The sequence below is a fragment of the Corynebacterium aurimucosum genome (genome assembly GCF_046895345.1).
Lineage (GTDB): Bacteria > Actinomycetota > Actinomycetes > Mycobacteriales > Mycobacteriaceae > Corynebacterium > Corynebacterium aurimucosum_G.
In genome coordinates, this window is sequence record NZ_CP160096.1 from 2,251,868 (window position 1) to 2,277,122 (window position 25,255).

Consider the following 25,255-nt stretch of genomic DNA (forward strand, 5'->3'; position numbering starts at 1 on the left):
TAACATCTCTGCCATGCGTGCGGAGATCATCACGGCAATACGGACCTGCATGCCCATCGCCGTCGGGGTGGTGCCGTTGGGCCTCGCCTTCGGCGTGCTCATGGTCCAGACCGGTTTTGACTGGTGGTGGACCCCTATCTTTTCCATCATTATTTACGCTGGCTCGATGGAATTCCTCGCGATTTCCATGGTGACCGGCGGCGTGACGCCCGCCGTAGCCGCGCTGACGGGTTTCATGGTCAACTTCCGGCATATCTTTTATGGTTTGACCTTCCCGCGCGATCAGATTTCGAGTCGCCTCGGCCGCGTCTATTCCACGTACGCGCTTACCGACGAATCCTATGCCGTCCTCTCCGCTTTTCCCCGCAACGAGAAGCCAAGCGGCACCTTCGTCTTCGCGGTGCAACTGTACTGCCAAGTGTTGTGGGTCGGCTCCGGTATCATCGGCGCGGTGGCAGGCCAGGCCATTCCTCCTTCGGTGAAGGGCTTGGAATTTGCCCTTGTTGCCCTGTTTATCGTGCTTGCCATTGATTCTTTTCAGAACAACAAGGATTACTCCCTCCCCCTGTCAGCGGCGGCCTTGGGAATCCTCGCGGGCTTTGTATTTCCCGGTCAGCTGCTCATGGTGGCGCTGAGTGCCTATTTTGTGCTCTTGGTGGTGCGCTACTTCTCCCCGCGTATCGACAATGCGCTGATTCTGCGGAGGGAGACGACATGCCAGACGGAGTGACTCTGGGCAGCATCTTCGCTGTTCTGATCCCTGTGGGAATAGTGACCGTTCTCTTGCGTTGGTTGCCCTTCGGGTTCGTCAAAGCGCTTAGAGGAAGCCAGTTCATCAGCATGTTGGGATTCACCATGCCCGTGGGTGTGATGACGGTTCTTGTGGCCTATACCTTGTTTAGTCAGATCCAGGAGACGGGGAGCCTTATCGCTCCCTTCGTCGGCGCAGTGGTTACCGCCGTATTGCACCTGTGGCGCCGGAACTCGGGCTTGTCCATCTTCGGGGGCACGGCCGTGTACATGGTGTTGGTGAACCTGGTGCTTTAGAAGTCCCCGTACAGGGCGATGGCCTCGGTCCACAGGGAGTGGAACTGGAAGGCGTCGATAAGCTCGGCGTCGATGTCGGGGTACTTGTCGTAGGTATCGGGGTGTGGGACCACGCTCTGTGGGATATTGGCATCACCCACCGAGGCGGTTGGCGTCGCAGCGCCGACGATGGCGTCATTCGGCGCGAGGGCAATCATGCGCAGCATGGAGCACGCCTCGCCGTTGATCTCCTCCAGCTCCGCGATGTGAATGGCAGTGCCGACCTCCGGGACAGTCATGGTGGTGCGAACATAAAGCTTTTTCATGTGCTCTCACTCTACCCGCGCATAGCGAGCCGCCATAGACGCACAGATCATCAACTGCACCTGGTGGTAGATCATAAGCGGGAGGATGAGCAGTCCCAAGGAGGTACCACCGGAGGCAAAAATAACCGAGGCCATGGGAAGGCCTGTGGCCAGGGATTTCTTCGAACCACAGAATTGGATAGCGATGATGTCTTCCCTGCTGAATCCCAACTTTTTACTCACGACCTTGGTCAACCACAGCATGAAGAAAACGAACGCGGAGGAGAACACAATCTGAAAAAGAATTTGCCATATGCTAATCGACGCCCAGATCCCGTCGACCATTCCTTTCGAGAAGGCCGCATACACCACCATGGCAATGGAGCCACGGTCCACCACTTTCGTGGCCTTGCTCGCTGCGAGTTCTCCTACCCACTTTCTGGTGAGCTGGCCGAGCACGAAAGGCAGGAGCAAAAGGACAGAAATCTCAAGGAAAACCGAGCTATCGATATGGATGCCGTCTCCGGCGCCCATGAGTGCCATGACCAGCAATGGAGTAAGCAGAACTCCAGCGAGGTTTGATGCAGACGCTGAAACGATAGATCCGGGAACATTTCCCCGGGCGATTGACGTAAACGCAACCGAGGATTGCACCGTGGACGGTACGAGCGTGAGGTAGAGGATTCCTAAGTAAAGATCGGTAGGAATGAACGCGGTGAGTGGGCGGAGCGCGAGGCCGATGATTGGGTAGACCACGAAGGTAAACACCAGAATGGTGAGATGGAGCTTCCAGTGTTTGATTCCGTTGATGGCTTCGCGCGTTGAGAGTCGAGCGCCGTAGAGAAAGAAGAGAAGGGCGATCGCGATGTTAGTCAGGACATCGAAGCCGTCTGCAAAACCTCCGCGCGCAGGAAGAACAATTGCGATCACGACTGCGCAGAGGATGAGGACGATGAGGGGGTCGAGTCTTTTAAGGCGCTCAATCATAGAAGCGAGTCTAGACGCCCCTCACGGTTTCACGTGAAACATCTTTTCAAGCCCCTGCGTCCCCGGGGATAGCCTCTAGGCGGAGACGTTTTTGATTGTTCCACCGTTGTTTTCTACGCCGTACTCTGTAAGCGGTTTGGGACTGGGCCCGCCGGTAACTTCACCACTGCTGAGGTCAAAGCTGGAGTAGTGGCTAGTGCAGGTGGCAGTCATGCCCTCAATCTTCGTAATGAGGGAGCCCTGGTGTGGGCAGGTCTGGGAGTATGCCTTGAACTCCCCTTCAGTGGGTTGAGCGAAAATCACCTTGTCCACAATGATGGCTGAGCCGACGGGAATTTCTGTCGCAGCGATCTCTGCGGAAGGCTCCTTGCCGCAAGCGGCGAGGTAAGCCCCGGCAAAAGTGGTGGCGGTACCAAGCAGGAAGAGACGGCGTGAACATGTAGTCATGCTGATTACTCTATCTGATTGATGGAGTGTGTTCTGGAGGATGGTGGGCAGCTAGCTGAGTTTGCCATCCCACACGGGGAGCTCGTCTTCCCTACTGCCGCTGAAATCATAGGCACCGTAGTTTGTGCCGACATCGCTATAGATTGTTCCGGCTATGGTGTGCCCGGTGCGGTTATCGCTAGAAAGCGCATAAGTAGCCCCTGCCCCTAGAATGCTGAGGCTGAGCGCGGCGGCAGCGATGATTCGAAACGTGCGGATGTTTGTAACTTTGTTCATGGGATCCATGGTGCGCCGAAGATCGTGTCTTGTCACGGCACCGCTTCGCTCTCCCATGGTGTTGGTGCACACTTCTCAGTGTTGGCACAGGATAAAGAAAAGGGCTCCGCCAATGGTGGTGGGATTCCATGGATGGCGGAGCAACGTATTTATTTGAATGTGACGAAAATCGTGTGGTGGTTATTTGTACCGATTGATTACGCCACTGTGCTTTAAAGTAGGTGCTAATTCTTGTCCACGTTATCGGCGCGTGCCGCAGCTGCGCGGGCCGCGGAGACGTCGACAGTCGGCGCTTCTCCCCCGCACCCGCCATCGCCGCAATTGCAGGAATCACCGCAGCCTTCGTCCCCTTTGTGCGCCTGGTTCCACAGGTACGAGGCACGGGCACCCATGTTTGAACCGATGGATAGCGCGAGGATTGCCACGACGAAGGTGAGCGCGGGGATAAGCCACATCCATCCCTCCGCGCGCAATGCGATGATGCCACCGAATACTAAAGCGACGCCGCCCAAGAACCAGAACGGGCCCGCGACAGCATGGGCATTATCCCAGGCTTCTCTAGATGTGCGGATTTCCGCGAGACGTAAGCCAACGACGCTATTTCCAGGAAGCTTGCGGAGCGTGGCAAGGCCACCGACGACAATAAGTACCGCGGCCAAGATGAGGAAAATGATTCCGACTACGAGCATGCCTCTTAGTCTATCCGGCTTCCTAGCTGGCGAGAAAGCCGGTTCAAATTATTCGCATCCTGCTGTAATATACATTTCGTGTCGCTTGGTAGATATTAATGTACTTATCATCGAGCGAGAAAACCGACATGGTAGCAACCATAGAAAAGACTCAATCATGACATTCAAGAGTGTTCTCAACTCTCTGTTGTTCAAGATTATCGTCGCGATAGTTTTGGGCATCATCGTTAGCCAGTTTGCCCCGGAGTGGTTCGGAAGGGCCTTCGCCACATACAACGGCCTGTTTTCAAACTTCCTTGGCTTCTTCATCCCCGTCCTTATTCTCGCCCTTGTTGCCCCTGCAATTGCAGGCCTTGGACGGGGCGCCGGTAAGTGGCTGGGTATTACTGCAGGCATCGCTTATGGCTCAACTATTGTGGCGGGCCTTGTCGCTTATGGCCTGACCCAGGCCCTCTACCCCACTTTGCTGGGTGGACAAACGCTTAATACGGATGTCGCCGACATTGATGCCGGTGCTCTCGAACCCTACTTCACCGTCGAAATGCCTGCACCTTTTGAGGTGATGACAGCTCTATTGCTGTCCTTCTGTATCGGCGTGGCCATGACCACCGTGAAATCTGACAACCTATACGCGATCACTAAGGAATTCGAGAATGTTGTCATCAAGGTGATCTGGGGCTTCGTTATCCCACTTCTGCCGTTCTACATCTTTGGCATGTTCCTTTCCCTAGGTATGAACGGGAATATCGGAACGGTGTTGGTCGCCTTCACGAAGGTTCTTCTGCTTGCAGTCGTTATGACCTTGGTTTACCTTGTGCTCCAGTACGTCATTGCAGGTGCCATTGCAGGTAAGAATCCATTCAGCGCACTGAAGAACATGGCACCGGCCTACTTCACCGCGCTGGGTACCTCTTCTTCGGCGGCGACGATCCCGGTTTCCTTGGATGCGACTTTGAAGAATGGCATTTCTAAGCCTGTTGCGGGCTTTGTTATTCCTCTTTGCGCGACGATTCACCTTTCCGGGTCGATGATCAAGTTGACGCTGTATGCATTCGCGATTGTGTTCATGGCTGAGGGTATGGAGGCTGATTTGGGTAAGGCCCTAGGCTTCATTCTGTTGCTTGGCATCATGATGATCGCCGCCCCCGGCGTTCCGGGTGGTGCCGTTATGGTCGCGGTCGGGTTGTTGCAAGCCAATATGGGCTTTGATGATTCGATGGTGGCATTGATGATTGCCGCCTATATTGCAATTGACTCCGTTGGTACTGCAGCAAACGTTACTGGTGATGGCGCCATTGCGATGATCGTCGATCGTTTCGCGCGGGACAAGATTGACGGCCTAGAGGCTGAGTCAGACGCTGCGGCTGCCGACGAGGAGCCCGCAACGGCATAAGTTTCACGTGAAACGCTGGATGTTTCCCCCTCCCTAGCCTGCTTTCCATCCCTGGTCTATACGTCTAGATCGCTAACTCGGACTCTGGCTCTGGGAGGGGGATTTTGTTTATTTTGGCGAAAACTTCGTGGTCTACTGATTGCGCACTTTGCCATCAAAGGCCTCGGTGAAAAAATAAAGCAACTCTTGCGGGAAACCTATAGAACATGTATTCTATAGGTGGGAGTGGGGAACGTAATTGTTCGGCTACTTTAGGGGTGCAGCTACCCGTGGGAACCACAACAAACTCTTCAACGTCAGTACCTACTGCGTACTTTTCTCACTCAAACCCGCACGATCCAGAATGCATGGCGGGCCAACTCATGCGGAGAATAGAGTACGAGTTTTGGTCTAGTGTCCAACCGCCGCTCGATGCCGATTCAGATACTGCCTTTTTGCGTATACGGCAAAAGGCAGGAAAGTCTCCTGCGCATGTGGCGCGGAATGTCATGGGATTAATCCGTCTCAGTGAGTTGCCGAAAGTAAAGGTTCTGCAAGATGCTGAGTTCTTGCTCGATATGCAAGCCCTGGTCGCTATCGATCAGGTAATGGCAAAACTCGGGAACCCTCTCTCATCGGTGGTCGCCGAAATTGACAGTCAACTTTCGGCGTGGCTAACGCCGACTAAACCGAACCAGGTCTTCCCCAGTGCTGAAAAGATTCGGCGAAAAGTGCGAGACATCGCCAAAGTCTTGGATGATTCAATCGAGTTCCGGGACAAGCGGAAAAAGAATCGCTACTCGCTTCTTACTCGGGGAGAGCGTGCGTCGATTGAGCTTGAGGTGGACAGCAAGGTCGGCGTCGTAATCCACGAGACTATTAAGCTTGCCGCCAAAGAGCATGACGTTTCAATGGCGGATGCCTTGATTCTACTCATTACGGGCAAAATTCAGCCTGAGGCGGGAAAGGTCGTCGTACATGAATACAAAGCTACTGACGTGGAGGGGGCTCCAGTCTACGTTCAGGGACATGGGTGGACCGGCGAGGGGGTTCCAGCGTCGAAAACAGTGACGCGTGACTTTAGTGAAGCTCCAGGACCGTGCGATGGCTATCAGCCTTCTGAATTTACCCGAAAGTATGTCGAGGGGCGCGATGGTACCTGTCGTGCGCCCGGATGTAATCGTCCGGCATGGACATGTCAGCTGGACCACCGGATTAACTATTCCGATGGCGGCCCAACGCATGCATCAAACTTGGTTGCTCTTTGCCAGCATCACCACAACATGAAAACAGATGGACGGGCGTTCTACATCCTGGACCCGGTTACTGGTGACGTTGTGTGGTTGTACGAGGACGGAACTTGGGCCGTAACTGAGGCAACCGGCCCGTTGGCACCAGCCTCGAAGGTGTGGGCCCGGACCATTGCGGAAGATGTGGTTGCGCACCGTCGCAAGATGCACGAAGAGGCGCAAGCTTTGAAAGTTGAGATGGACGGCGGAGAGATGGTCGAAATATTCGACAAGACGGACCCTGCGGAACGCTACTCGAATGGGTACGACGATATCCCCTTCTAAGCACTTAGCCTGCGAAAGCATCGAGAAGCTCACAGAGAATTAAGGAGTCATATGGGGAAAGTGGACTGAGGTTTATTGGCCGTCGCTTATTTCGGCACCGATAGGCTCACTGCCTGTGCACTCGGTTAGGGCACGGTTTCACGTGAAACGGCCCCTTCCATCGGGGTGCGCGGTGGCGCGCAGCGTGATGAAAGAGGCCGTCGAGAGGCGGACTGCTCTAGGTCGCTAGACATCTCACTTTTAGCTATCGTTGCCCGAAACGCTACCCGGCAAAGTGCAGATGAGGCCTGACTAGGGCTCGGTGGGCTTAGTGGCAGCTTTCATCTTCGAGACAAAGTCGGTAACTGCAGCAGCGAGCATCTCGGTGGGTCGATTATCTTCGTCAAGGTGTGCGTCAACGATCTTTGTTAACGCGGATCCTGTAATCGCGCCGGCTGCACCGGCGTCGATAGCGTCCGCGACGTGTTGGGGAGTCGAAATTCCGAAGCCGAGGAGAATCGGTGCCCCACCAAAACGCTTCACGTTGCTCACTACTTCATCGAGCCCGCGCGTCTCCGATTCCTTCTCGGTGCCGGTGACGCCGTCGCGCGAGATCGCGTAGATGTAGCCTTTGGAGTACTTCGCTACGCCCTCGAGGGTCTTCCCGGAGGCTTGTGCGGGTGCGATGAAGATGGGATCGATTCCTGCTCGGTCGGCTGCGTCGACGAAGGGGGCGCCTTCGCGAACGGGGACGTCGGGAAGCAAAATGCTATCGGCGCCGGCCTCTTGGAACTCGGCATAGAAGGTTTCTAGCCCCCGAGTGAAGGGGACGTTGCCGTAGATGAGCATGCCGATGGGCAGGTCTGGGAACTCGCTTCGAATTGTGCGGATTTGCTCGATGGCAGAATCTACCGTCGCGCCGCCTGCGAGGGCGCGGATGTGTGAGGCCTGGATCGTGGGACCGTCGGCGACCGGATCTGAGAAGGGAACGCCGAGTTCGAGCGCGTCAGCACCACCGGCGACGGCCGCGCGAACGATGGTGAGGGCGGTTTCTGGGTCGGGATCGCTCAGCATGATGAAAGGGACAAAAGCCCCTTCATTGCGGGCGGCGAGACTGGAGAAGAGTTTCTCGTAGCGGCTCATTATTTGTCCTCCGTGATCTTGAATTCGGGGTGCGCGTCGAGCGTGCGGCGGACGTGATCGATGTCCTTGTCACCGCGCCCGGAAAGAGAAACGAGAATGGTGATGTCTTCATCTTTGCGTTTCAACGCATAGGCCAGGGCGTGCGAGGATTCGAGGGCGGGGATGATGCCTTCGCGGCGGCTGAGGAGCTGAAAAGCTTCGAGGGCCTCGGCGTCGGTGATGCCGACATATGTGGCTCGGCCGGTCTGCGCCAGGTGCGCGTGCTGTGGACCAACGCCCGGGTAGTCGAGGCCAGCAGAGATGGAATAGGATTCCTCCACCTGGCCGTCAGCGTTGCGCATGAGATAGGAGCGGGCGCCGTGGAGGATGCCGATGGTGCCGTTATTGATGGTGGCGCCATGGTGCCCGGAATCGAGGCCCTCTCCCCCGGGCTCGGCGCCCACGAGCTCGACGGATTCCTCGTCGATGAAGTCCGCGAACATGCCGATGGCGTTGGAACCGCCACCGACGCACGCGACGACGAGATCTGGCAGCCCGCCGGTGCGCTCGATCATCTGGGCCTTGGCCTCTTCGGAAATCACTTTGTGGAACTCGCGGACGATCGTTGGGAAGGGATGCGGTCCCGCTGCGGTGCCGAGGAGGTAATGGGATTCGTGGAAGGTGGCGGTCCAGTCGCGGAGAGCTTCGTTGACTGCATCCTTGAGGGTTCCGGAGCCGGAATCCACGGGAATCACCTTGGCGCCCATGAGTTCCATGCGGTAGACGTTGGGTTGCTGCCGCTCGACGTCCTTGGCACCCATGTAGATCACACAGTCGAGGTCGAGCAGAGCGCAGGCGAGAGCGGTCGCGGTGCCATGTTGGCCCGCGCCGGTTTCGGCAATGATGCGCGTCTTTCCCATCCGCTTGGCTAGGAGCGCCTGGCCGATGACCTGGTTGGTCTTGTGTGCACCGCCGTGGACGAGGTCCTCACGCTTGAGGAAGATGCGTGCCTTTCCGCCAAGTTTGGTCGCTTCGGTGAGCGGCGTGGGGCGGCCCAGGTAGTCCCGTAGGTAGCCGGCAAGTTCCTTGCGGAAGGCCGGGTCATTCTGGGCGTCGACGAAGGCGTGCTCGAGCTGGTCGAGTGCTGGGATGAGTGATTCGGGAACAAATTGTCCGCCAAACTCACCGAAGTAGGCGGGAAGAATGGTCTCCCTGGTGTCCTGATCGTTGGTCATGATAGTCCTTTTGTCTCGGGCTGTTGCTAGGGCTCGGGTTGGGGATTAATACGTAAAGTGACGAATTATATGGAAGGCCTGAGCGATGAGTGCACTGTCTTTTCGACCGTTCACTTCGACCCCTGAATTGATGTCCAATCCGGCGGTGCCGACGCGAAGCGCCTGGGTGAGGTTCTCTGGATTCAGGCCCCCAGCAAGAAGTGACTTTGCTTTGACCTCGTCCGGGACAGTTGTCCAGTCGAAGGAGGTACCGGTGCCGCCGGCGCCCGAGTCGAGAATGAGGAGGTCGACGGCGTCGGCAAGCGCAGCGGCGAGGGCCGAGCCGTGTGGTGCGGTCATGTCGATGGCGCGCCACACCTGGCGCTCCCCCGCTACTGCGCGGACGGACTCAATGAATTCGAGCTCGGCCTCTGTGCTCCCCTGGTAAGGCGCGTGGATCTGCAAGGCGGAGATGCCATCGATGGCCAACTCCTCCCAACCGGTAGTGCGGCGTGAGACCGCGACATAGCTGAGGTCGGGTTCGTGGGCGATGATATCGAGCGCGGTTTCACGTGAAACATTGCGCGGGGAGGCCTCCTCGAAGACGAATCCCCCGTAGACGGCACCGGCGGCACGGGCGGCCTGAGCCGCTGACCATGTCGTGAGGCCGCAGACCTTGTTCTGGCCATAGACCAGCTCACGGGCGGCCCGGTCGATATCGGGCGTGCCGGTGAGCTGGGAGCCAACGAGGAAGGCATTGGCGTGAGAACCCAGGCGGCGAACCGTCTGGTTGTCGCGGATGCCGGACTCCGAGACGATGACCTTGCCAGACGGGACGTGGTGCGAGAGGCGCTCGGAGCGAGTGAGATCGATGCTGAGATCGTGGAGGTTGCGGTTGTTAATTCCGATCACGTCGATGCCAAAGGCAGTGGCGCGAGCGACCTCCTCTTCGGTGATCGCCTCGGTGAGGACATCGAGCCCAAGGGAATCTGCCAGCTGCTTGAGTTCCGCGTAGGTGTCGTCATCGACGATCGACATCATGAGCAAAATGGCGTCGGCGCCAAAATAGCGCGCAGCGTAGACCTGAATGGGGTCAACGATGAAGTCCTTGCACAAGACAGGCAGGTGCGTGGATAGCGCCACAGTCTGCAGATGGTCGTAGTCGCCACCAAAACGATCCGGTTCGCACAGCACCGAAATGGCTGAGGCGTAGCGCGAATACACGCGAGCGATGGCCCCAGGTTCATAGTGTTCCCGAATGAGCCCCAGTGATGGCGAGGCGGACTTGCACTCCATGATGAAACGGTTAGTGCCGTTGAGTGCATCGTAGAAGGAACGTTCTGAGCGCGGGAGAGCAGCTAAATCAACGTGTGCCAGGCGCTCACGGATTGCGGGCAGATGCGTGCGGCGCTTGGCGACGATCCCTTCAAGCACGGTCGGCAGAGCCATAGTTCGCCTCCTCGTGCTTCTTCAGCCATGCGGCGACGGTTCCATCCTTAATGAGTTGGTCGGCATGCGCGACGCCCTCGTGGATGGAATCGGTAGTGCCATTGAGATAGAACATTGTGCCGGCGGTGGCGGCGATCGCGTCGTGGTGGGCGGGCTTGCCGGTACCGGCGAAGACCGCCCGGAGGGCCCTTGCGTTTTCTTCACCGTTGCCGCCGGCGAGGTCGGAGAGCTCGTGGCGGGAGATGCCGAGGTCCTCCGGGGTGAGCTCGTAGTGGCTAATGGAGCCGTCGCGAAGCTCCCAGACCTGGGTGGTGCCGTGGACGGCAATCTCATCGGTACCCGCGCCGTGGACGACGAGCGCGCGCGTGCGGCCAAGATCCTTGAATACTTCAGCGATGAGCTGGCCCTGCTCGGGATTGGCGATGCCCATGATCTGGAACTCTGGGCGGCCCGGGCTGAGCAGCGGACCCATGGTGTTGAAGAGGGTTGAAATTCCGAGTCCCTTGCGTACCGGTTGCACGTGAGCAACTGCCGGGTTATACGCAGGAGCGAAGAGGAACGTGAAATTCGAGGCTTCGAGTTGGCGGACCGCGCGGTCCGGATCGAGGTCGAGCGGGATGCCGAGGGCCTCAAGGACGTCGGCGGAACCCGACTTGGAAGATGCGGAACGGTTGCCGTGCTTGACCATCTTGACCCCGCCGGCGGAGGCGACGAGAGATGCGCCGGTGGTGACGTTGATGGTGTTAGCGCCATCGCCACCGGTCCCTGCGGTGTCCATGAGCCCCTTTCCGGTGACTGGGAAGGGACGCCCGGCATTGAGGAAGGCGCGCGCCGCGCCGGCGACATCGGCGAAGGTTTCGCCGCGAGTACGGATGTGGGTAAGGAGAGCGGCGATATGAATGTCGTCGTACTCCCCTACTGTCAGTGGGGTAAAGACCTCGATAGCTTGCTCGAGCGTTGGATGTGAAATGTCGAGGAATTCCTGCAGTGTCTTGAGGGCGTGGTTATTAGTCATTACTTGGCTCCTTCCATAGTGGGGAGAGAGGAAAGTTGTTTGATACAGCGTTCGATGACGATGGGTCCCGTCGGCGTGAGGACAGACTCTGGGTGGAACTGCAGGCCGAGGGCCATACCGTCGAGAGTTTCCGCCGCCATGGTGACAGGGCCGATATTGGTTTCGGTCTCCGCGAGGCTGCGCATCTGGGCGGGAATGTTCGCACAGCCTAAGGAGTGGTAGCGCGCAACGGGGACCAGGCGGCCCACGTAGTTCGGGTTATCTGGCTCGGAATCAGTAGTGAGCCCTTGGAAGAGCGGGTGCTTCGCGCCAGCGTCGGTCAGCGTCATGGGAACAGAGGAACCGTGCACCGGACCGCAGGCTTCAACCCTGCCGCCGCAATGCTCGAGCAGCGCCTGGAAGCCCAGGCAGATGCCAAGGATGGGGATGCGGCCGAGGGAGGCGTCGACAAGCTGCATCATCGATCCGGCGTCGCGGGGATGACCGGGGCCGGGCGAAAGGATGATGATGTCGGGCTGGGCGGCAAGGACCTCCTCCACCGGTACGGTGTTGCGGAAAACGGTGGTGTTGTAGCCGGCGAGCGCGTCGACGAGGTTGTAGACGAAGGAATCGTGGTTATCAATGAGGACGACGTGTGGGTTCATCGGATGACCTCCAGGGAAGCGTTGTGTGCCTGGGCGATGGCACTGAGCACCGCGTAGGCCTTGTGGACCGTTTCGTCGGCCTCGGATTGCGGGATGGAATCGCGCACGACTCCGGCGCCGGCCTGGACAACGGCCGTGCCGTCTTTGACGTAGGCGGAACGGATGACAATGCAGTTGTCCATGGATCCATCGCCGCGCAGGTATCCGATAGCACCCCCGAAGGATCCGCGGCGAGTGCCTTCGGTCTCACGGATGAGTTCCATGGCACGCAGCTTCGGTGCGCCGGTCAGCGTTCCCATGTTCATGCAGGCTCGGTAGGCGTCGAGGGCGTCGAAATCCTCGTGCAGCGTCGCGACGACGCGGGAGACCAAGTGCATCACGCGGGAATAGCGGTCCACTTGGAGCAGGTCGGCGACCTTTCTGGTGCCGGGGACGGCGACGCGGGCAAGGTCATTGCGCGCTAAGTCAACCAGCATGATGTGCTCCGAGACCTCTTTGGAGTCGGTGCGCATCTCGAGTTCGTTGCGGATGTCCAGCTCGTGGGTCGCACCACGCGGGCGGGTGCCGGCGACCGGGTAGAGCTGCACCTGCCGGTCAGCGGCCGTGTACTTCAGGTTGGATTCGGGGGAAGCGCCGAAAAGCTCGTGCTCGGTACCGCGCAGGTAGAACATATACGGCGAGGGGTTGGTCTCTCGCAGCGTGCGGTAGGCAGTAAAGGCATCCGGGCAGTCGAGGCTGAACGCGCGGGAGGGCACGACCTGATAGATATCGCCTGCATGTACGTTGTCTTGGAGGCGCTCGACGTGGCGGCGGAAAGCGGCGTCATCAATGGAAGCGCGTGCGCGAATGGTCTCGCGCGGTGCCGGGGCTTCTGGAGTAATAGGTACGGTGACAACGGCCCGGTCCAGCTCTTCTTCGAGCGCGTGCTTGTCGACGCCCCATCCCTCTATTTTCGCGGTCTCCGTCAGGTGGTCCACCGTGAGGACGTGCTCGGCTACCAGAAATTCATAGTCGGGGTATTCGTTAGGGCCATCAGGAACCGGCGGCAGTGCCTCGAAGGTATCGACATAGTCGAAGGCGAATCCCCCACCAAGGAAAGGCAGCGACTCGCCGGAATAGAGCTGGCTAAACTGCAGCGTGCGAAGGATATCCGCGGTTGAGGTGGCGCGGAGGCGGGCGCGCTCATCGTGCTCGGTTGAGAGCTCGAAGCTAAAGGTGGCGCTGCCCTCACCGTTCTGGCTCATCCTGGAGCGGAAGTCCTGACGAAGCTCATCTAAGAGTAGGTGCCCGGCTGGTGTTAAGGCCGTTGCGGTGACTTCCTGGCCGCGGCATACGACCTTGAGCGCTGCCTTGGTGATCGCAATGCACGTGAGGTTCTTCTTGGATTCAATGTCCGCGGATTCTAAGAGCAGGGAATCCTGCGGCGTGGCGAGGGCATAAAAGAGCGCGCTGGCGTCCGGTATGTACCTGACCTCGCGTTGGGCTGTATACGGCATCCTGTGTCTTTCTTTAACGATAGTGAGTGCTGCCGCGAGCTTCGCAAGAGAGCAAAACGCCGAAAAGCCCGCAGCTGCGGGCCTTAAATATGGGAGAAGAACGAGGCCCGCGGGTTACGCGCGCCACCACCAAAGGTTAAATGTGTTCTTCACATCATTGACTCTAACACCGATACCTTCTGCCGTACAGATAAAGGTCATTCGGGTACCCCCGTGGCCTCATGGTGGTACGGGGCCAAGGAACTGCAAGTGATATAGGAAACATGCAGCTAGAGGGTGTGATGTAACACTCTAAAACTGTAGGCCTATAGCTTTTGTAGGACTAATAGTACCCCCGCGCGGGAAAAATATTCATAAAACTGCTGCTTAAAAGGGTGAAAAGAGGATTAAATAACGGTCACTACTGTCACTCTTGAGTAGAAAAGGACCACTATGTTCTCTAAAACTGCTGCTGCTCTCTCAGCTATCGCTCTGAGCACTGTTGCCCTCGTGGGCTGCTCCTCGTCGTCGGAAAGCGCCAGCGGGGATTCCGGAGGCGGAGATTCCTACACCATCGGAATTAATCAGCTGGTTCAGCACCCCTCCCTCGACGCCGCCGCAGAAGGCTTCCAAGAAGCCTTCGAGGAGGCGGGCGTGGACGTGGATTGGGATGTTCAGAACGCCAATGGCGAGCAAGGCACCGCGGTGTCCATCTCCCAGCAGATGGCGAACGCCAACCACGATCTCTACCTAGCCATCGCTACCCCAGCCGGTCAGGCAATGAGCAAGTCCATCAAGGACAAGCCGCTTCTGTTCACCGCGGTGACGGACCCCGTCGAGGCGGAGCTCGTGGAGGCGCTGGATAAGCCGGGCAAGAACGTCACGGGTACTTCTGATGCCGCCCCCATCGAGGAGCAGGTAGAGCTCATTAGCCAGCTGGTGCCGGACGCCACATCTGTGGGCGTCGTCTACTCTTCCGCTGAGGTGAATTCCAAGGTGCAGGTAGAGCAGCTGACGGAAGCAGCCAAGCCGAAGGGTATTGAAGTGAAGTCGCAGACGGTGACCTCCGTGACGGAAATCCCCCAGGCCGTGGAGGCACTGGGTGATGTCGATGCCATCTACATTCCGACCGACAACATGGTCGTCTCTGGTATCTCTTCGCTCATTAAGGTGGCGAATGACAAGACCATCCCGGTCATTGCTGCGGACTCCGGTGCCGTCGAAGGTGGTGCTGCAGCCACCATTGGTATCGACTACAAGGAGCTGGGCCGCCAGACCGGTGAAATGGCGCTGCGCATCCTCCAGGACGGCGAGGACCCAGCCGAGACCCCGGTAGAAACTGCCTCTGAGTACACCTACGTCATTAACGAGGATGCCGTGAAGGCACAGGGCGTCGAGGTGCCGAAGGAGATTCTCGATAAGGCTGAGACGCTGTGATTGGTGCACTCGAGCTAGGCCTCATTTATGCGGTGATGGCCGTGGGCGTCTACCTGACGTTCCGTGTGCTTGATTTCCCGGATCTGACAGTTGACGGCTCCTTCACTACCGGCGCTGCCACTGCAGGCGTACTCATTACGAATGGGGTCAACCCCTTTGTGGCCTCGTTGGCTGGCTTCGCCACGGGATTTGTGGCGGGTTGCATCACAGGACTTCTACATACGAAGGGCCGCATTGACGGGCTGCTCGCTGGCATCCTCACGATGATCGGCCTGTGGTCCATCAACCTTCGCATCATGGGAAGCGCCAATGTGCCGTTGCTCTCGCAAGATTCGGTATTTACTCCTCTGGACGCGGTAATGGGAACCTGGGCAGGAGTGGGTCTGCTTGCGGTGGGTTCGGTGCTGCTCTGCTTGCTCATTGTGTGGTTCCTGTCCACGGACTTGGGACTCTCGTTGCGCGCGACGGGTGACAATCAGCAGATGATCACGTCCTTTGGCGTGTCCACCGATTTCACCAAAATCCTGACCTTGGCCCTGTCCAACGGCCTGGTGGGTCTGTGCGGTGCGCTCATCGCGCAGTACCAGGGTTTCGCCGATATTTCGATGGGCATCGGACTCATTCTGGTTGGTCTGGCTTCCGTCATCCTGGGCCAGGCGGTACTCCCCCAGTCGCGCCTGTGGCTGGCCGTGGTGGCCGTGGCCTTGGGCTCCGTAATTTACCGGCTCATTATTTTCGCCGCCCTCCAGGTGGGCCTCAACCCGAATGACATGAAGCTCATCACGGCGCTGCTGGTTATTGTTGCTCTCCTGGTGCCTCGCATGACGCGGGTACGCGGCAAAAGGAAGGCCTAAATCATGCTCAACATAGACAAGATCTCAAAGACCTTCTTTCCGGGGACAGTCAACGAACGCCGTGCGCTTCGCGACGTCTCCCTGGAGCTTGCCTCCGGTGACTTCGTCACGGTTATCGGTTCAAACGGTGCGGGAAAGTCAACTCTTCTGAACTCGATTGCGGGCCGGCTCACCCCGGATTCTGGGAAAATCTCGATCGACAACAAGGATGTGACCAGCCAGCCGGAGCACAAGCGTGCGAGGAAGGTCGGGCGCGTCTTTCAGGATCCTATGGCAGGTACAGCGCCGAACCTGACGATTGAGGAGAATCTCTCGCTCGCTTATCTGCGCGGCAAGAAGCGCGGACTCGGTCTGGGGCTCAATTCCGCGCGCCGGGCTGTCTTTGTGGATCAGCTAGAGTCGCTCGAGCTGGGCTTGGAGGAGCGCCTTGGGACGAAGGTGGGCTTGCTCTCCGGTGGTCAACGCCAGGCGCTGTCGTTGCTCATGGCCGGCTTTACCAACCCGAAGGTGATGCTTCTTGATGAGCACACGGCTGCTCTCGACCCGCAACGCGCGGAGCTGGTGACCACTTTGACGAAGCGCATCGTGGAACAAGGTCAGCTCACCACGCTGATGGTGACGCACAATATGGCACAGGCGCTGCAGGTGGGAAACCGCCTCATCATGATGCATGAGGGAGAGATCATTTACTCCGCCGACGCTGAGCAGAAGGCGAAGCTCACGGTGGAGGATCTCATGGCGGAGTTTGCGAAGATTAAGGGAGCGACGTCCGATAGGACCCTTTTGCAGTAGCGTTCCTCCGTGGTTGTTTCACGTGAAACCTAGGTGCTGTGTTTGGCAGTATCTAGGTTTCTTTCTGTTCGTGGGTCCAGCATCTTTGTGAAGGCTTGGCGGTGACATAAAAAGAGGGCCCAGCACAATGCTGGGCCCTCTAAGCGTAAAGCTAGTTGAACTTGAGTGGAGCTTACTTGAGCTTGATGAGCGCGGAAGAGAAGTAGTCCTCGACTGCTGATGGGTCATCGAGAGGGAGAACAGCGCCTACATACTGGTCCGGGCGAACGATGACCACCGCTCCGTCGCGGGAAATTCCACGGGCATCGAAGATGTCCTTGTCGCCAGGGAGAGCGTTGAAGACATTCTCCCAATTCGGAATGTTGAACTTGCCGTTGCGCGGGCGGAACAACAGTGGGGCGTCAAGAATCTCATAGTCGTGATGGTTGGTCTGCTGGTAGATGGCCTTCACGTCGAAGTAGGTGTTCTCATCGGCGCCCTCAGGGGTGAACTTGGCGAGGATGGGGCCGAGCTTCTCGGCCCACTCGCTCAGAGTGGAGCTCTCGCCGGCCTTGGGGGCATCGGCAAAGGCGTAGATGCGGTAGCGGCCATCGGCGGTGTGCTGGTGGCCCAGGTGCTGAGGGTAAGCATCGCAGCGGCGAAGGACCTCAAAGGACTTAAAGCGCTTGCCCACTGGGAAGCCGGTGGCGAGATCCTGGTGCTGGGTGGAGCCCACGATCAGGTTCTCTTCGTATTGAGTCATCATGCCGGCGGCGAACTCCTCGGCGGCGACGTAGTACTTCTCCACTGCCTCCGGATCATCGAGTTCTTCGGTCGGGGTAGCCATGAGGGTGGACCATTCGCGGTCGAAGTTGATGAGGTTCTGCGCGGCTGGTTGGCGCTCGCCGTGGTAGGTGGCCAGGAGCTCCTTCGGCGCGCGGCCGTCGAGGACGTGGCCGAGCTTCCAGCCAATGTTGAAGCCGTCTTGCATCGAAACGTTCATGCCTTGGCCAGCCTTGGCTGAGTGGGTGTGGCAGGCGTCGCCGGTAAGGAAGACGCGCGGATCGTCGTCGTTATCGTCGAAGGCATCGACGAGGCGGTGGCCCACTTCGTAGACGGAATGCCACGCCACCATTTTGACGTTAACGAAATAGGGGGCGTAGATTTCGTTCGCCTTCTCGATGATCTTTTCAATCGGGGTGTTGCGAACCTTGTGGTTGTCATCTTCTGGCACCACGCCAAGGTCAACGTACACGCGGCAAAGGTAGCCGCCCTCGCGCGGGATGTGGAGGATAGAACCGGCCTGGGAGTGGATGGCGCACTTAGTGCGCCAGTCCGGGAAGTCGGTGTCAACGACAACGTCCATGACACCCCATGCGTGGTTAGCCTGGTCACCCTTGAGCGAGCGACCGATGGACTTGCGGACGCGCGACTTAGCGCCATCACAACCGACGACGTACTTGGCGCGTACGTCGCGCGGGTTGCCGTCGACGTCCTCGAGGTGCACCGTCACCGGGTACTCGCCCTCCCCTACCTCAAGGGAAACGAAATTCCAGCCGTAGTCTGGGGTGATGCGGCCCGGGGCGCGGTGCGCATAACGGGCGAAGTAGTCCAGCACGCGGGCCTGGTTAACAATGAGGTGAGGGAATTCAGAGATGCCCTGCTCATCATCGACTGGACGAGCGCCACGGACAATCTTGGACCGATCCTGCGGATCCGGGTTCCAGAAAGACATCTCCGTGATCTCGTAGGCCTCTTCTGTAATTTCCTTGGCAAAGCCGAAGGCCTGGAAGGTCTCCACGGAACGGGACTGGATTCCATCGGCCTGGCCTAGCTCGAGGCGGTGTGGGCGACGCTCGATGATCCGCGTATTGACGTCCGGGAACATGGCCAGCTGCGCTGCGGCGATCATGCCGGCTGGCCCGGAGCCCACAATGAGAACGTCCATTTCATCGGGAAGCTCAGAGGCGCGATCGATGCCGAAACCTGCGGGCTCGTGCACGCGGGGATCTTCCGAAACGTAGCCGTTGTGGTGGAACTGCACTGTGGACTCCTTAGTTAGCGGTTGTAGTGGACGAGAACAAAGAGAGTGATGGGGGTAGCGGCTGCTCCCCCACTTCTATGTGAGCTTCGCTCGTTGAGTTGGTGACTCAGTTCAAGGCGTCAAGAGGATGTGAGCTGGGTCGTATATGAGAATCATATATGATGCGTTTCCCGCGCACAATGGATTGTGCAGAAAGGGGAGCGCATGGGTGGAGGGGCGTCGCCTAGCGCGGGCTAAAGATGAAGTGCCCCTGAGATTGCTCGGCCTCGTGCTCTGCGCCGAGAGCGATTCCCTTGCGCTCACGCAGGATGAAGGTGCAGATGAAACCGACAATCGAGGCGGAGACGAGGTAGCCCGATACCGCGAAGGTGGTGCCGGTTGCCTCCACGAGTGAAGCGGCAATCATGGGGGCGAAAGCGCCGCCGAGGACCGAGCCGATGGCGTAGGTAATGGAGACGCCGGTGGCGCGAATTGATGCGGGGAAAAGCTCGGCGTACATCGCGGACTGTGCACCGTAGGTCAGGCCCAGGCCGACGGTGAGGAAGAGGAGCGCACCGTAGAGCATCCCCAGGCTACCCGTGTTGACCAGGGGGAAGAGCGCGGCGGCGCCGATGCCCTGCAGGATGAATCCCAGGAGGTAGGTATTTCGGCGGCCGATGTAATCCGAAATGAAGCCGGCGACCAAGGTGGTCAAGGCCCACGAGAAGGCAGACACGGTCACGGCGTTGAGGACATCACCGCGGTCGAGTGCGACGGGGCCCTCGGGGTCGGTGGCGTAGCGCTGGATGTAGCCGCCCGTAGTCATGTATCCGACGGTGCCGTTACCAGCGAAGACGAGGGCGGCGACTAGGACGAGCGGGGTGAACTTCTTAAACAGCGTGCCAATGGGGTTGGTGGCTTCTTCCTCTTCGCGTTCCGCAATCTCCGCGAATACTGGGGACTCGTCGACGCCCATGCGGATGAGGTAGCCCACCAAGATGAGGGCAAAGGAGAGGAGGAAGGGAACGCGCCAGCCCCAGGCCATGAAGGCGTCGCCAGGCGCGATGGTGTTCATGATGGACAGCACGCCGGAGGAGAGCAGCAGGCCGGCGGGCACGCCGATCTGGGGGCCTGCGCCGTAAAGGCCGCGCTTGTCAGTCGGGGCGTGTTCCACCGCCATGAGCACCGCGGAGCCCCATTCGCCACCAGCAGAGATGCCTTGGATGATGCGCAAGGTGATGAGGAGAATCGGCGCCCAGATGCCGGCGGTTTCATAGGTTGGCAGAACACCAATCAGGGTGGTCGCGCCGCCCATGGCGATGAGCGTGACCATGAGGACCACGCGGCGTCCGAAGCGGTCGGCGAAGTGTCCTGCTAGGAACGCGCCAACTGGGCGGAACAGGAAGGACAAGCCAACGGTCAGGAAGGAGATGATGGTGGCCAGCCCACCTTCGAGCGGGCCGAACATGAGGTGGTTGAACACGAGTCCGGCCACCGCTGCATAGAGGAAGTAGTCGTACCACTCGATAGCGGTACCGATGGTCGTCGCGGCGACGACACGGCGGCGTTCGGCCGTCGAAATTGTCGGCGTGACAGCTGTGTGCGACATGATGTGATTCCTTTCGGCATGGGGTGTGCCATATACGGAAAAGCGTGTGAGTTGAACCACTTGCGGTGGTGCTAAGGATAATATACGATCTGGGCAAGGATTTGTTCACAATTAAGGATTCTTCATGGCTGTACCTGAGTTCTTGCCGGTAAAACCGGGCAAAATGATCGCTGTCCATGTGGCCTTTGAGTCCCGCGCGGCACAGCGCGGTCGCTGGCCCAAGACCCCGAGTTACTTCCTCAAGGCGACGAGCACGCTGGCTGAGTCGGACGGGATTGTCGAGCGCCCCGAAGGAACCGAACTGCTGGCCTTCGAAGGTGAAATCGCACTCATCATCGGCACTCCGGCCCGCAATGTATCGCTCGAGGATGCGTGGAAGCACGTTGCATACGTAACGGCCTCGAACGATATTGGCCTGTATGACTACAAGGTGCAGGACAAGGGCTCCAACACCCGTTCCAAGTCCCGCGATGGATACACCCCCATTGGGCCGGAGCTTATCGACGCCCAGGGGATCGACCCCAAGGGCCTTCGCCTTCGCACGTGGGTCAACGGAGAAGTTGTCCAAGAGGGTACGTCCTCCGACGAAGACCTCATCTTCCCGCTCGCCCAGTTTGTGGCCGACCTTTCCCAGCACATGACACTGGAGACCGGTGACATCATCCTCACCGGCACCCCGGCTGGATCTTCCGTCATCGAGCCTGGTGACGTCGTTGAGGTCGAAGTTGACGTGCCAGGAGGCGTGAGCTCCGGCAGGTTGAAGACCACCGTGAAGGAGGTCCCCGCCTCTTTCGATCCGCAGCTTGGCAACCTGCCCTACGTGGATGATAAGCAGCGCGAGGACGCCTACGGTGACCGCGAATCCGCCGGCCTTCCTCCTAAGGATGCGGTCGGCCTCGATCCCGAGCTCAAGGCGGCCTTGGAGAAGGCCCCGACCGCCGGCTTGTCCGCTCAGCTGCGCAAGCGCGGCATCAACCAGTCCGTGATCGAAGGCGTGTACCCGCAGGCTAAGGGAACCAAGATGGTGGGCGTTGCCCGCACCCTGCGCTTCGTGGCCGGCCGCGAGGACCTGTTCAAGTCCCACGGCGGTGGCCTCAACGAGCAGAAGAAGGTCTTCGACACCGTCAAGGAAGGCGAGGTCATCGTCATCGAGGCCCGTCAGGAATCCGGTTCCGGAACGCTCGGTGACATCTTGGCGCTGCGCGCTAAGGTGCGCGGTGCTGCCGGCGTTGTCACCGATGGCGGCGTGCGTGACTACGAGGCTGTCAAGGAGATTGGCCTTCCCGTCTTCACCCAGGGCGCGCACCCTTGCGTTCTCGGACGCAAGCATGTCCCGTGGGATAGCGATATCGCGGTCTCCTGCGGTAACTCCACCGTCCTTCCTGGTGACATTATCGTCGGCGACGATGACGGCGTCGTGGTGATCCCCCGCGACATCGCCGCCGAGGTCGCCGAGGCCGCCCTGGCCAAGGAGCACGAGGATGAGTGGGTTGCCTCCCAGGTGGAGACGGGCGCCAGCTTGGATGGCCTTTTCCCGCCGACCGGGGCGAACAAGGAAGCCTACATCGCGTTCCGTGATGGAAAGGCGGGTGGTCAATGACGGAACCCGTACTAACAGCTGGGGAAAGTAAGTCTCAACAGGCCTATAACTGGATAAGTGAAAAGATTCGTACTCGCGAGTATGAACCCGGATACCGCCTCGTGTTGGCCGCAATCGCGGATGACTTGGGAATCAGCGTAGTTCCCGTCCGCGAAGCCATCCGGCAACTCGAAGCGGAAGGAATGGTCACCTACGAGCGCAACGTCGGTGCCAGCGTGACTACCTACAACCGCGAGGCCTATTACGAATCCATGGACATCGTGGCCACGCTAGAAGCAAATGCCACGGCCCAATCCGCCCCGTATCTCGATGCGGAGGATATTGCCCGAGCGCGGGAGATCAACCAGCGAATGCGGGAGCTCGATATCCACCACGATCCAGAGGAATTCACCCAGCTCAACAAGGAATTTCATAGCGTTCTCTTCTCCAAGTGCCCGAATGAAAGGTTGAAGGACTTGGTGGTGGACCAATGGAGGCAATTGGAATACCACCGCGTCTCGACGTTTCGCTACGTGCCGGAGAGAGCCCAAGAGTCAACGCGTGAGCACGAGCAATTGCTCAGCCTCATCGAGGCTGGCGCCGAACCCGCCTACATAGAAAAAGTGGCCAGGCAACACCGACTGACCACCCTCAACACCTATCGCAAGAAAAACGATTAAGGAGTTCAAAGCACTCATGGCTATCAACAACGATGCTGCTAAGCCCACCGACCTTCCAGAGAAGATTCTTCACTACATCAACGGCGAGTTTGTCCCGTCGATTGACGGCGAGGAATTCGAGGTCCTCGATCCGGTAACCAACAAGGCCTATATCAAGGCCGCGTCTGGTAAGCCGGAGGACATTGACAAGGCGGTTGCTGCCGCTAAGGATGCCTTTGAGAACGGCCCATGGGCCAAGGCACTGCCGCGTGAGCGCGCCCGTGTTCTGAATAAGATCGCCGACATTGTTGAGACTCGCGCAGACAAGCTTGCCGCGTGGGAATCCTTCGACTCCGGCTTGCCCATCACGCAGGCCAACGGTCAGGCCAAGCGTGCTGCGGAGAACTTCCGCTTCTTCGCTGATCTGATCGTCGCCCAGGCTGACGACGCCTACAAGGTACCCGGCCGCCAGATCAACTACGTCAACCGTAAGCCGATCGGCGTGGCGGGCCTGATTACCCCGTGGAACACTCCGTTCATGCTGGAGTCTTGGAAGCTCGCCCCGGCCATCGCTACCGGTAACTCCGTCGTCCTCAAGCCGGCTGAGTTCACTCCCCTGTCCGCACAGCTGTGGGCAGGCATCTTCGAGGAGGCCGGCCTCCCGAAGGGTGTCTTCAACCTGGTCAACGGCTTCGGCGAGGAAGGTTACGCCGGCGACCCGCTGGTCAAGCACCCGGATGTTCCGCTGATTTCCTTCACTGGCGAGTCCCGCACTGGCCAGATCATCTTCGGCAACGCGGCCCCGCACCTCAAGGGCCTGTCGATGGAGCTGGGCGGCAAGTCCCCCGCCATCGTGTTCAGCGATGCTGACCTGGAGACCGCGATCGATGCTTGCATCTTCGGCGTCTTCTCCCTCAACGGTGAGCGTTGCACCGCCGGCTCCCGCATCCTGGTTCAGCGGGATATCTACGATGAGTTCGTGGAGCGCTACACCGCACAGGCTAAGCGCGTGAAGGTGGGCCTGCCCTCCGATCCGACCACCGAGGTTGGTGCCCTGGTACACCCGGAGCACTACGAAAAGGTCACCTCCTACATCGAGATCGGCAAGCAGGAGGCCACCCTGGCCGCCGGCGGCGAGCGCCCAGAAGGCTTCGAGGAAGGCAACTTTGTTCAGCCGACCGTCTTTGTTGACGTCAAGCCGGATGCACGCATCTTCCAGGAAGAGATCTTCGGCCCCGTCGTTGCCATCACCCCGTTCGATACCGATGAAGAAGCACTCGAGCTGGCCAACAACACGAAGTACGGACTTGCCGCCTATGTCTGGACCTCGGATCTGAAGCGCGCCCACAACTTTGCCCAGAACGTTGAGGCCGGCATGGTGTGGCTCAACTCCAATAACGTCCGTGACCTGCGCACCCCGTTCGGCGGCGTCAAGGCTTCCGGCCTGGGCCACGAGGGCGGCTACCGCTCGATCGACTTCTACACCGATCAGCAGGCTGTCCACATCAACCTGGACAAGGTACACAACCCGGTCTTTGGCAAGCAGGACTAAGACGTCCACTCTCTTCTCCCCCACCACTACTTCTATCTAAGGAGCCATCATGGCTGACATTCAGGCCCCCGACATTCTGCGTTGCGCCTACATGGAGATCATCGTTACCGATCTCGCTGCATCTCGAAAGTTCTACGTTGACACCCTCGGCCTCGTCGTGACCGAGGAAAACGAGAACGAAATCTACCTGCGCACCTACGAGGAGTTCATCCACCACAACCTCGTGCTACGCCAAGGCCCCGTCGCCGCAGTCGCTGCATTCTCCTTCCGCGTCCGTTCCCCGGAGGATCTGGACCTCGCGGAGGAGTTCTACAAGGCGCGCGGATGCGAGGTGCGCCGCAACAAGGATGGCTTTGTCAAGGGCATCGGTGATTCCGTCCGTGTCCAGGATCCGCTGGGCTTCCCGTACGAGTTCTTCTACGAGGTAGAGCACGTCGAGCGTCTTGCCTGGGCATACGACGCCCACATCCCTGGCGCGCTGGTTCGCCTCGACCACTTCAACCAGATCACCCCGGATGTTCCTTCCGCTGTGAAGTACATGGAGGAGCTCGGATTCCGCACCACCGAAGACATCCGCGATGAGGAAGGAACCGTATACGCTGCGTGGATGCGCCGCAAGCCGACGGTGCACGACACCGCCATGACTGGTGGCGATGGCCCGCGTATGCACCATATTGCCTTCGCTACCCACGAGAAGCACAACATCATCGCGATTTGTGACAAGTTGGGTGCGCTGCGCGAGTCCGACCGCATTGAGCGCGGCCCAGGCCGCCACGGTGTCTCCAACGCGTACTACCTCTACCTGCGTGATCCGGATGGCCACCGCGTGGAGATCTACACCCAGGACTACTACACCGGTGACCCGGATAACCCGGTCGTGACCTGGGATGTTCACGATAACCAGCGCCGTGACTGGTGGGGAACCCCGGTTGTTCCGTCCTGGTACCGTGACGGTTCCACCGTCCTTGACCTGGACGGCAACCCGGTGCCGCTGGTCGCTCGCGAGGACGAGTCTGAACTGGAGGCCACTATTGGTGCGGACGGCTTCTCCTACACCCGTAAGGAAGATGCAGAAGAAATGCCGGAGTGGAAGCAGGGCGAGTACAAGCTGGGACACCAGCTCTAAAACGGCTTAAGTACTCAGGTTGATGAACGTGGCCCCGTGGCGTCGAGAAGCAAGCGCACATAACGCGGGGC

General features: G+C 59.0%; 24 protein-coding genes. 11 read left to right on the forward strand and 13 right to left on the reverse strand.

Annotation, left to right across the window (positions count from 1 at the left end; genetic code table 11):
• The first annotated feature begins 13 nt into the window (after positions 1–13).
• Positions 14–730, forward strand: coding sequence for an AzlC family ABC transporter permease (locus ABZS45_RS10640; protein ID WP_412099793.1), 717 nt, complete (start codon positions 14–16; stop codon positions 728–730).
• The gene (locus ABZS45_RS10645) at positions 715–1,047 is read left to right on the forward strand and encodes a branched-chain amino acid transporter permease (protein WP_412099794.1); all 333 of its coding nucleotides are present in this window, start codon (positions 715–717) and stop codon (positions 1,045–1,047) included. Before ABZS45_RS10640 ends, ABZS45_RS10645 begins: the two co-directional genes overlap by 16 nt.
• Here ABZS45_RS10645 and ABZS45_RS10650 read toward each other — a convergent pair.
• The 5 genes from ABZS45_RS10650 to ABZS45_RS10670 all read right to left on the reverse strand — a co-directional run bounded on the left by ABZS45_RS10650 (position 1,044) and on the right by ABZS45_RS10670 (position 3,730).
• Complete coding sequence (locus ABZS45_RS10650; RefSeq protein WP_412099795.1) at positions 1,044–1,352, reverse strand: hypothetical protein; 309 nt, start codon at positions 1,350–1,352, stop codon at positions 1,044–1,046. The genes ABZS45_RS10645 and ABZS45_RS10650 overlap by 4 nt on opposite strands.
• 6 nt (positions 1,353–1,358) lie before the next feature.
• Complete coding sequence (locus ABZS45_RS10655) at positions 1,359–2,318, reverse strand: bile acid:sodium symporter family protein (protein ID WP_412099796.1); 960 nt, start codon at positions 2,316–2,318, stop codon at positions 1,359–1,361.
• A gap of 75 nt (positions 2,319–2,393) precedes the next feature.
• The gene (locus ABZS45_RS10660; RefSeq protein ID WP_070645176.1) at positions 2,394–2,765 is read right to left on the reverse strand and encodes a Rieske (2Fe-2S) protein; all 372 of its coding nucleotides are present in this window, start codon (positions 2,763–2,765) and stop codon (positions 2,394–2,396) included.
• 51 nt (positions 2,766–2,816) lie between these two features.
• The gene (locus ABZS45_RS10665; protein ID WP_070711375.1) at positions 2,817–3,041 is read right to left on the reverse strand and encodes a hypothetical protein; all 225 of its coding nucleotides are present in this window, start codon (positions 3,039–3,041) and stop codon (positions 2,817–2,819) included.
• A 224-nt stretch (positions 3,042–3,265) separates the two neighbouring features.
• On the reverse strand, positions 3,266–3,730 hold the full coding sequence (locus ABZS45_RS10670; RefSeq protein WP_070444569.1) for an SdpI family protein: 465 nt from the start codon (positions 3,728–3,730) through the stop codon (positions 3,266–3,268).
• Between the two features lie 157 nt (positions 3,731–3,887).
• On the opposite strand from ABZS45_RS10670, the gene ABZS45_RS10675 reads away from it, so the two are divergent.
• Together ABZS45_RS10675 and ABZS45_RS10680 are read left to right on the forward strand one after the other, a co-directional pair.
• On the forward strand, positions 3,888–5,123 hold the full coding sequence (locus ABZS45_RS10675) for a dicarboxylate/amino acid:cation symporter (protein ID WP_395420202.1): 1,236 nt from the start codon (positions 3,888–3,890) through the stop codon (positions 5,121–5,123).
• Positions 5,124–5,470: 347 nt separating this feature from the next.
• A complete protein-coding gene (locus ABZS45_RS10680; RefSeq protein ID WP_412099798.1) occupies positions 5,471–6,676 on the forward strand; it encodes an HNH endonuclease signature motif containing protein in 1,206 nt (401 codons plus the stop codon).
• A 291-nt stretch (positions 6,677–6,967) separates the two neighbouring features.
• On the opposite strand, the gene trpA is transcribed toward ABZS45_RS10680, so the two are convergent.
• From trpA to ABZS45_RS10710, 6 genes are read right to left on the reverse strand one after another with little or no spacing between them, the layout of a single operon-like run.
• A complete protein-coding gene (trpA, locus tag ABZS45_RS10685; RefSeq protein WP_070444573.1) occupies positions 6,968–7,798 on the reverse strand; it encodes a tryptophan synthase subunit alpha in 831 nt (276 codons plus the stop codon).
• The gene (gene trpB, locus ABZS45_RS10690; RefSeq protein WP_070444575.1) at positions 7,798–9,012 is read right to left on the reverse strand and encodes a tryptophan synthase subunit beta; all 1,215 of its coding nucleotides are present in this window, start codon (positions 9,010–9,012) and stop codon (positions 7,798–7,800) included. The genes trpA and trpB overlap by 1 nt, the downstream gene beginning before the upstream one ends.
• A gap of 45 nt (positions 9,013–9,057) precedes the next feature.
• Positions 9,058–10,440 (reverse strand): bifunctional indole-3-glycerol-phosphate synthase TrpC/phosphoribosylanthranilate isomerase TrpF, encoded by a 1,383-nt coding sequence (gene trpCF, locus ABZS45_RS10695; protein WP_412099799.1) that lies wholly within the window; start codon positions 10,438–10,440, stop codon positions 9,058–9,060.
• The gene (gene trpD, locus ABZS45_RS10700; protein ID WP_412099800.1) at positions 10,418–11,455 is read right to left on the reverse strand and encodes an anthranilate phosphoribosyltransferase; all 1,038 of its coding nucleotides are present in this window, start codon (positions 11,453–11,455) and stop codon (positions 10,418–10,420) included. Before trpD ends, trpCF begins: the two co-directional genes overlap by 23 nt.
• Entirely contained in the window at positions 11,455–12,099 is a 645-nt protein-coding gene (locus tag ABZS45_RS10705; protein WP_070716815.1) for an anthranilate synthase component II, read from the reverse strand. The genes trpD and ABZS45_RS10705 overlap by 1 nt, the downstream gene beginning before the upstream one ends.
• Complete coding sequence (locus ABZS45_RS10710) at positions 12,096–13,595, reverse strand: anthranilate synthase component 1 (protein ID WP_216382085.1); 1,500 nt, start codon at positions 13,593–13,595, stop codon at positions 12,096–12,098. Before ABZS45_RS10710 ends, ABZS45_RS10705 begins: the two co-directional genes overlap by 4 nt.
• A gap of 432 nt (positions 13,596–14,027) precedes the next feature.
• On the opposite strand from ABZS45_RS10710, the gene ABZS45_RS10715 reads away from it, so the two are divergent.
• Genes ABZS45_RS10715 through ABZS45_RS10725 form a run of 3 tightly spaced genes read left to right on the forward strand, consistent with a single transcriptional unit; the run spans position 14,028 to position 16,657 of the window.
• A complete protein-coding gene (locus ABZS45_RS10715; RefSeq protein ID WP_070645190.1) occupies positions 14,028–15,011 on the forward strand; it encodes an ABC transporter substrate-binding protein in 984 nt (327 codons plus the stop codon).
• Entirely contained in the window at positions 15,008–15,865 is an 858-nt protein-coding gene (locus tag ABZS45_RS10720; RefSeq protein WP_070711367.1) for an ABC transporter permease, read from the forward strand. The genes ABZS45_RS10715 and ABZS45_RS10720 overlap by 4 nt, the downstream gene beginning before the upstream one ends.
• A gap of 3 nt (positions 15,866–15,868) precedes the next feature.
• Complete coding sequence (locus tag ABZS45_RS10725) at positions 15,869–16,657, forward strand: ABC transporter ATP-binding protein (RefSeq protein WP_070645196.1); 789 nt, start codon at positions 15,869–15,871, stop codon at positions 16,655–16,657.
• A gap of 172 nt (positions 16,658–16,829) precedes the next feature.
• Here the strand turns inward: ABZS45_RS10725 and ABZS45_RS10730 are convergent, their stop codons facing one another.
• Together ABZS45_RS10730 and ABZS45_RS10735 are read right to left on the reverse strand one after the other, a co-directional pair.
• Positions 16,830–18,680 (reverse strand): FAD-binding monooxygenase, encoded by a 1,851-nt coding sequence (locus ABZS45_RS10730; RefSeq protein WP_412099801.1) that lies wholly within the window; start codon positions 18,678–18,680, stop codon positions 16,830–16,832.
• A gap of 223 nt (positions 18,681–18,903) precedes the next feature.
• Positions 18,904–20,268 (reverse strand): MFS transporter, encoded by a 1,365-nt coding sequence (locus ABZS45_RS10735; RefSeq protein WP_412099802.1) that lies wholly within the window; start codon positions 20,266–20,268, stop codon positions 18,904–18,906.
• Positions 20,269–20,392: 124 nt separating this feature from the next.
• Between ABZS45_RS10735 and ABZS45_RS10740 the strand changes: the two genes are divergently transcribed.
• From ABZS45_RS10740 to hpaD, 4 genes are read left to right on the forward strand one after another with little or no spacing between them, the layout of a single operon-like run.
• The gene (locus ABZS45_RS10740) at positions 20,393–21,868 is read left to right on the forward strand and encodes a fumarylacetoacetate hydrolase family protein (protein ID WP_412099803.1); all 1,476 of its coding nucleotides are present in this window, start codon (positions 20,393–20,395) and stop codon (positions 21,866–21,868) included.
• Positions 21,865–22,527, forward strand: coding sequence for a GntR family transcriptional regulator (locus ABZS45_RS10745; RefSeq protein ID WP_412099804.1), 663 nt, complete (start codon positions 21,865–21,867; stop codon positions 22,525–22,527). Before ABZS45_RS10740 ends, ABZS45_RS10745 begins: the two co-directional genes overlap by 4 nt.
• Positions 22,528–22,543: 16 nt before the next feature.
• A complete protein-coding gene (gene hpaE / locus ABZS45_RS10750) occupies positions 22,544–24,058 on the forward strand; it encodes a 5-carboxymethyl-2-hydroxymuconate semialdehyde dehydrogenase (RefSeq protein ID WP_412099805.1) in 1,515 nt (504 codons plus the stop codon).
• 49 nt (positions 24,059–24,107) lie between these two features.
• On the forward strand, positions 24,108–25,184 hold the full coding sequence (gene hpaD / locus ABZS45_RS10755; protein WP_070521828.1) for a 3,4-dihydroxyphenylacetate 2,3-dioxygenase: 1,077 nt from the start codon (positions 24,108–24,110) through the stop codon (positions 25,182–25,184).
• Positions 25,185–25,255: the final 71 nt, after the last annotated feature.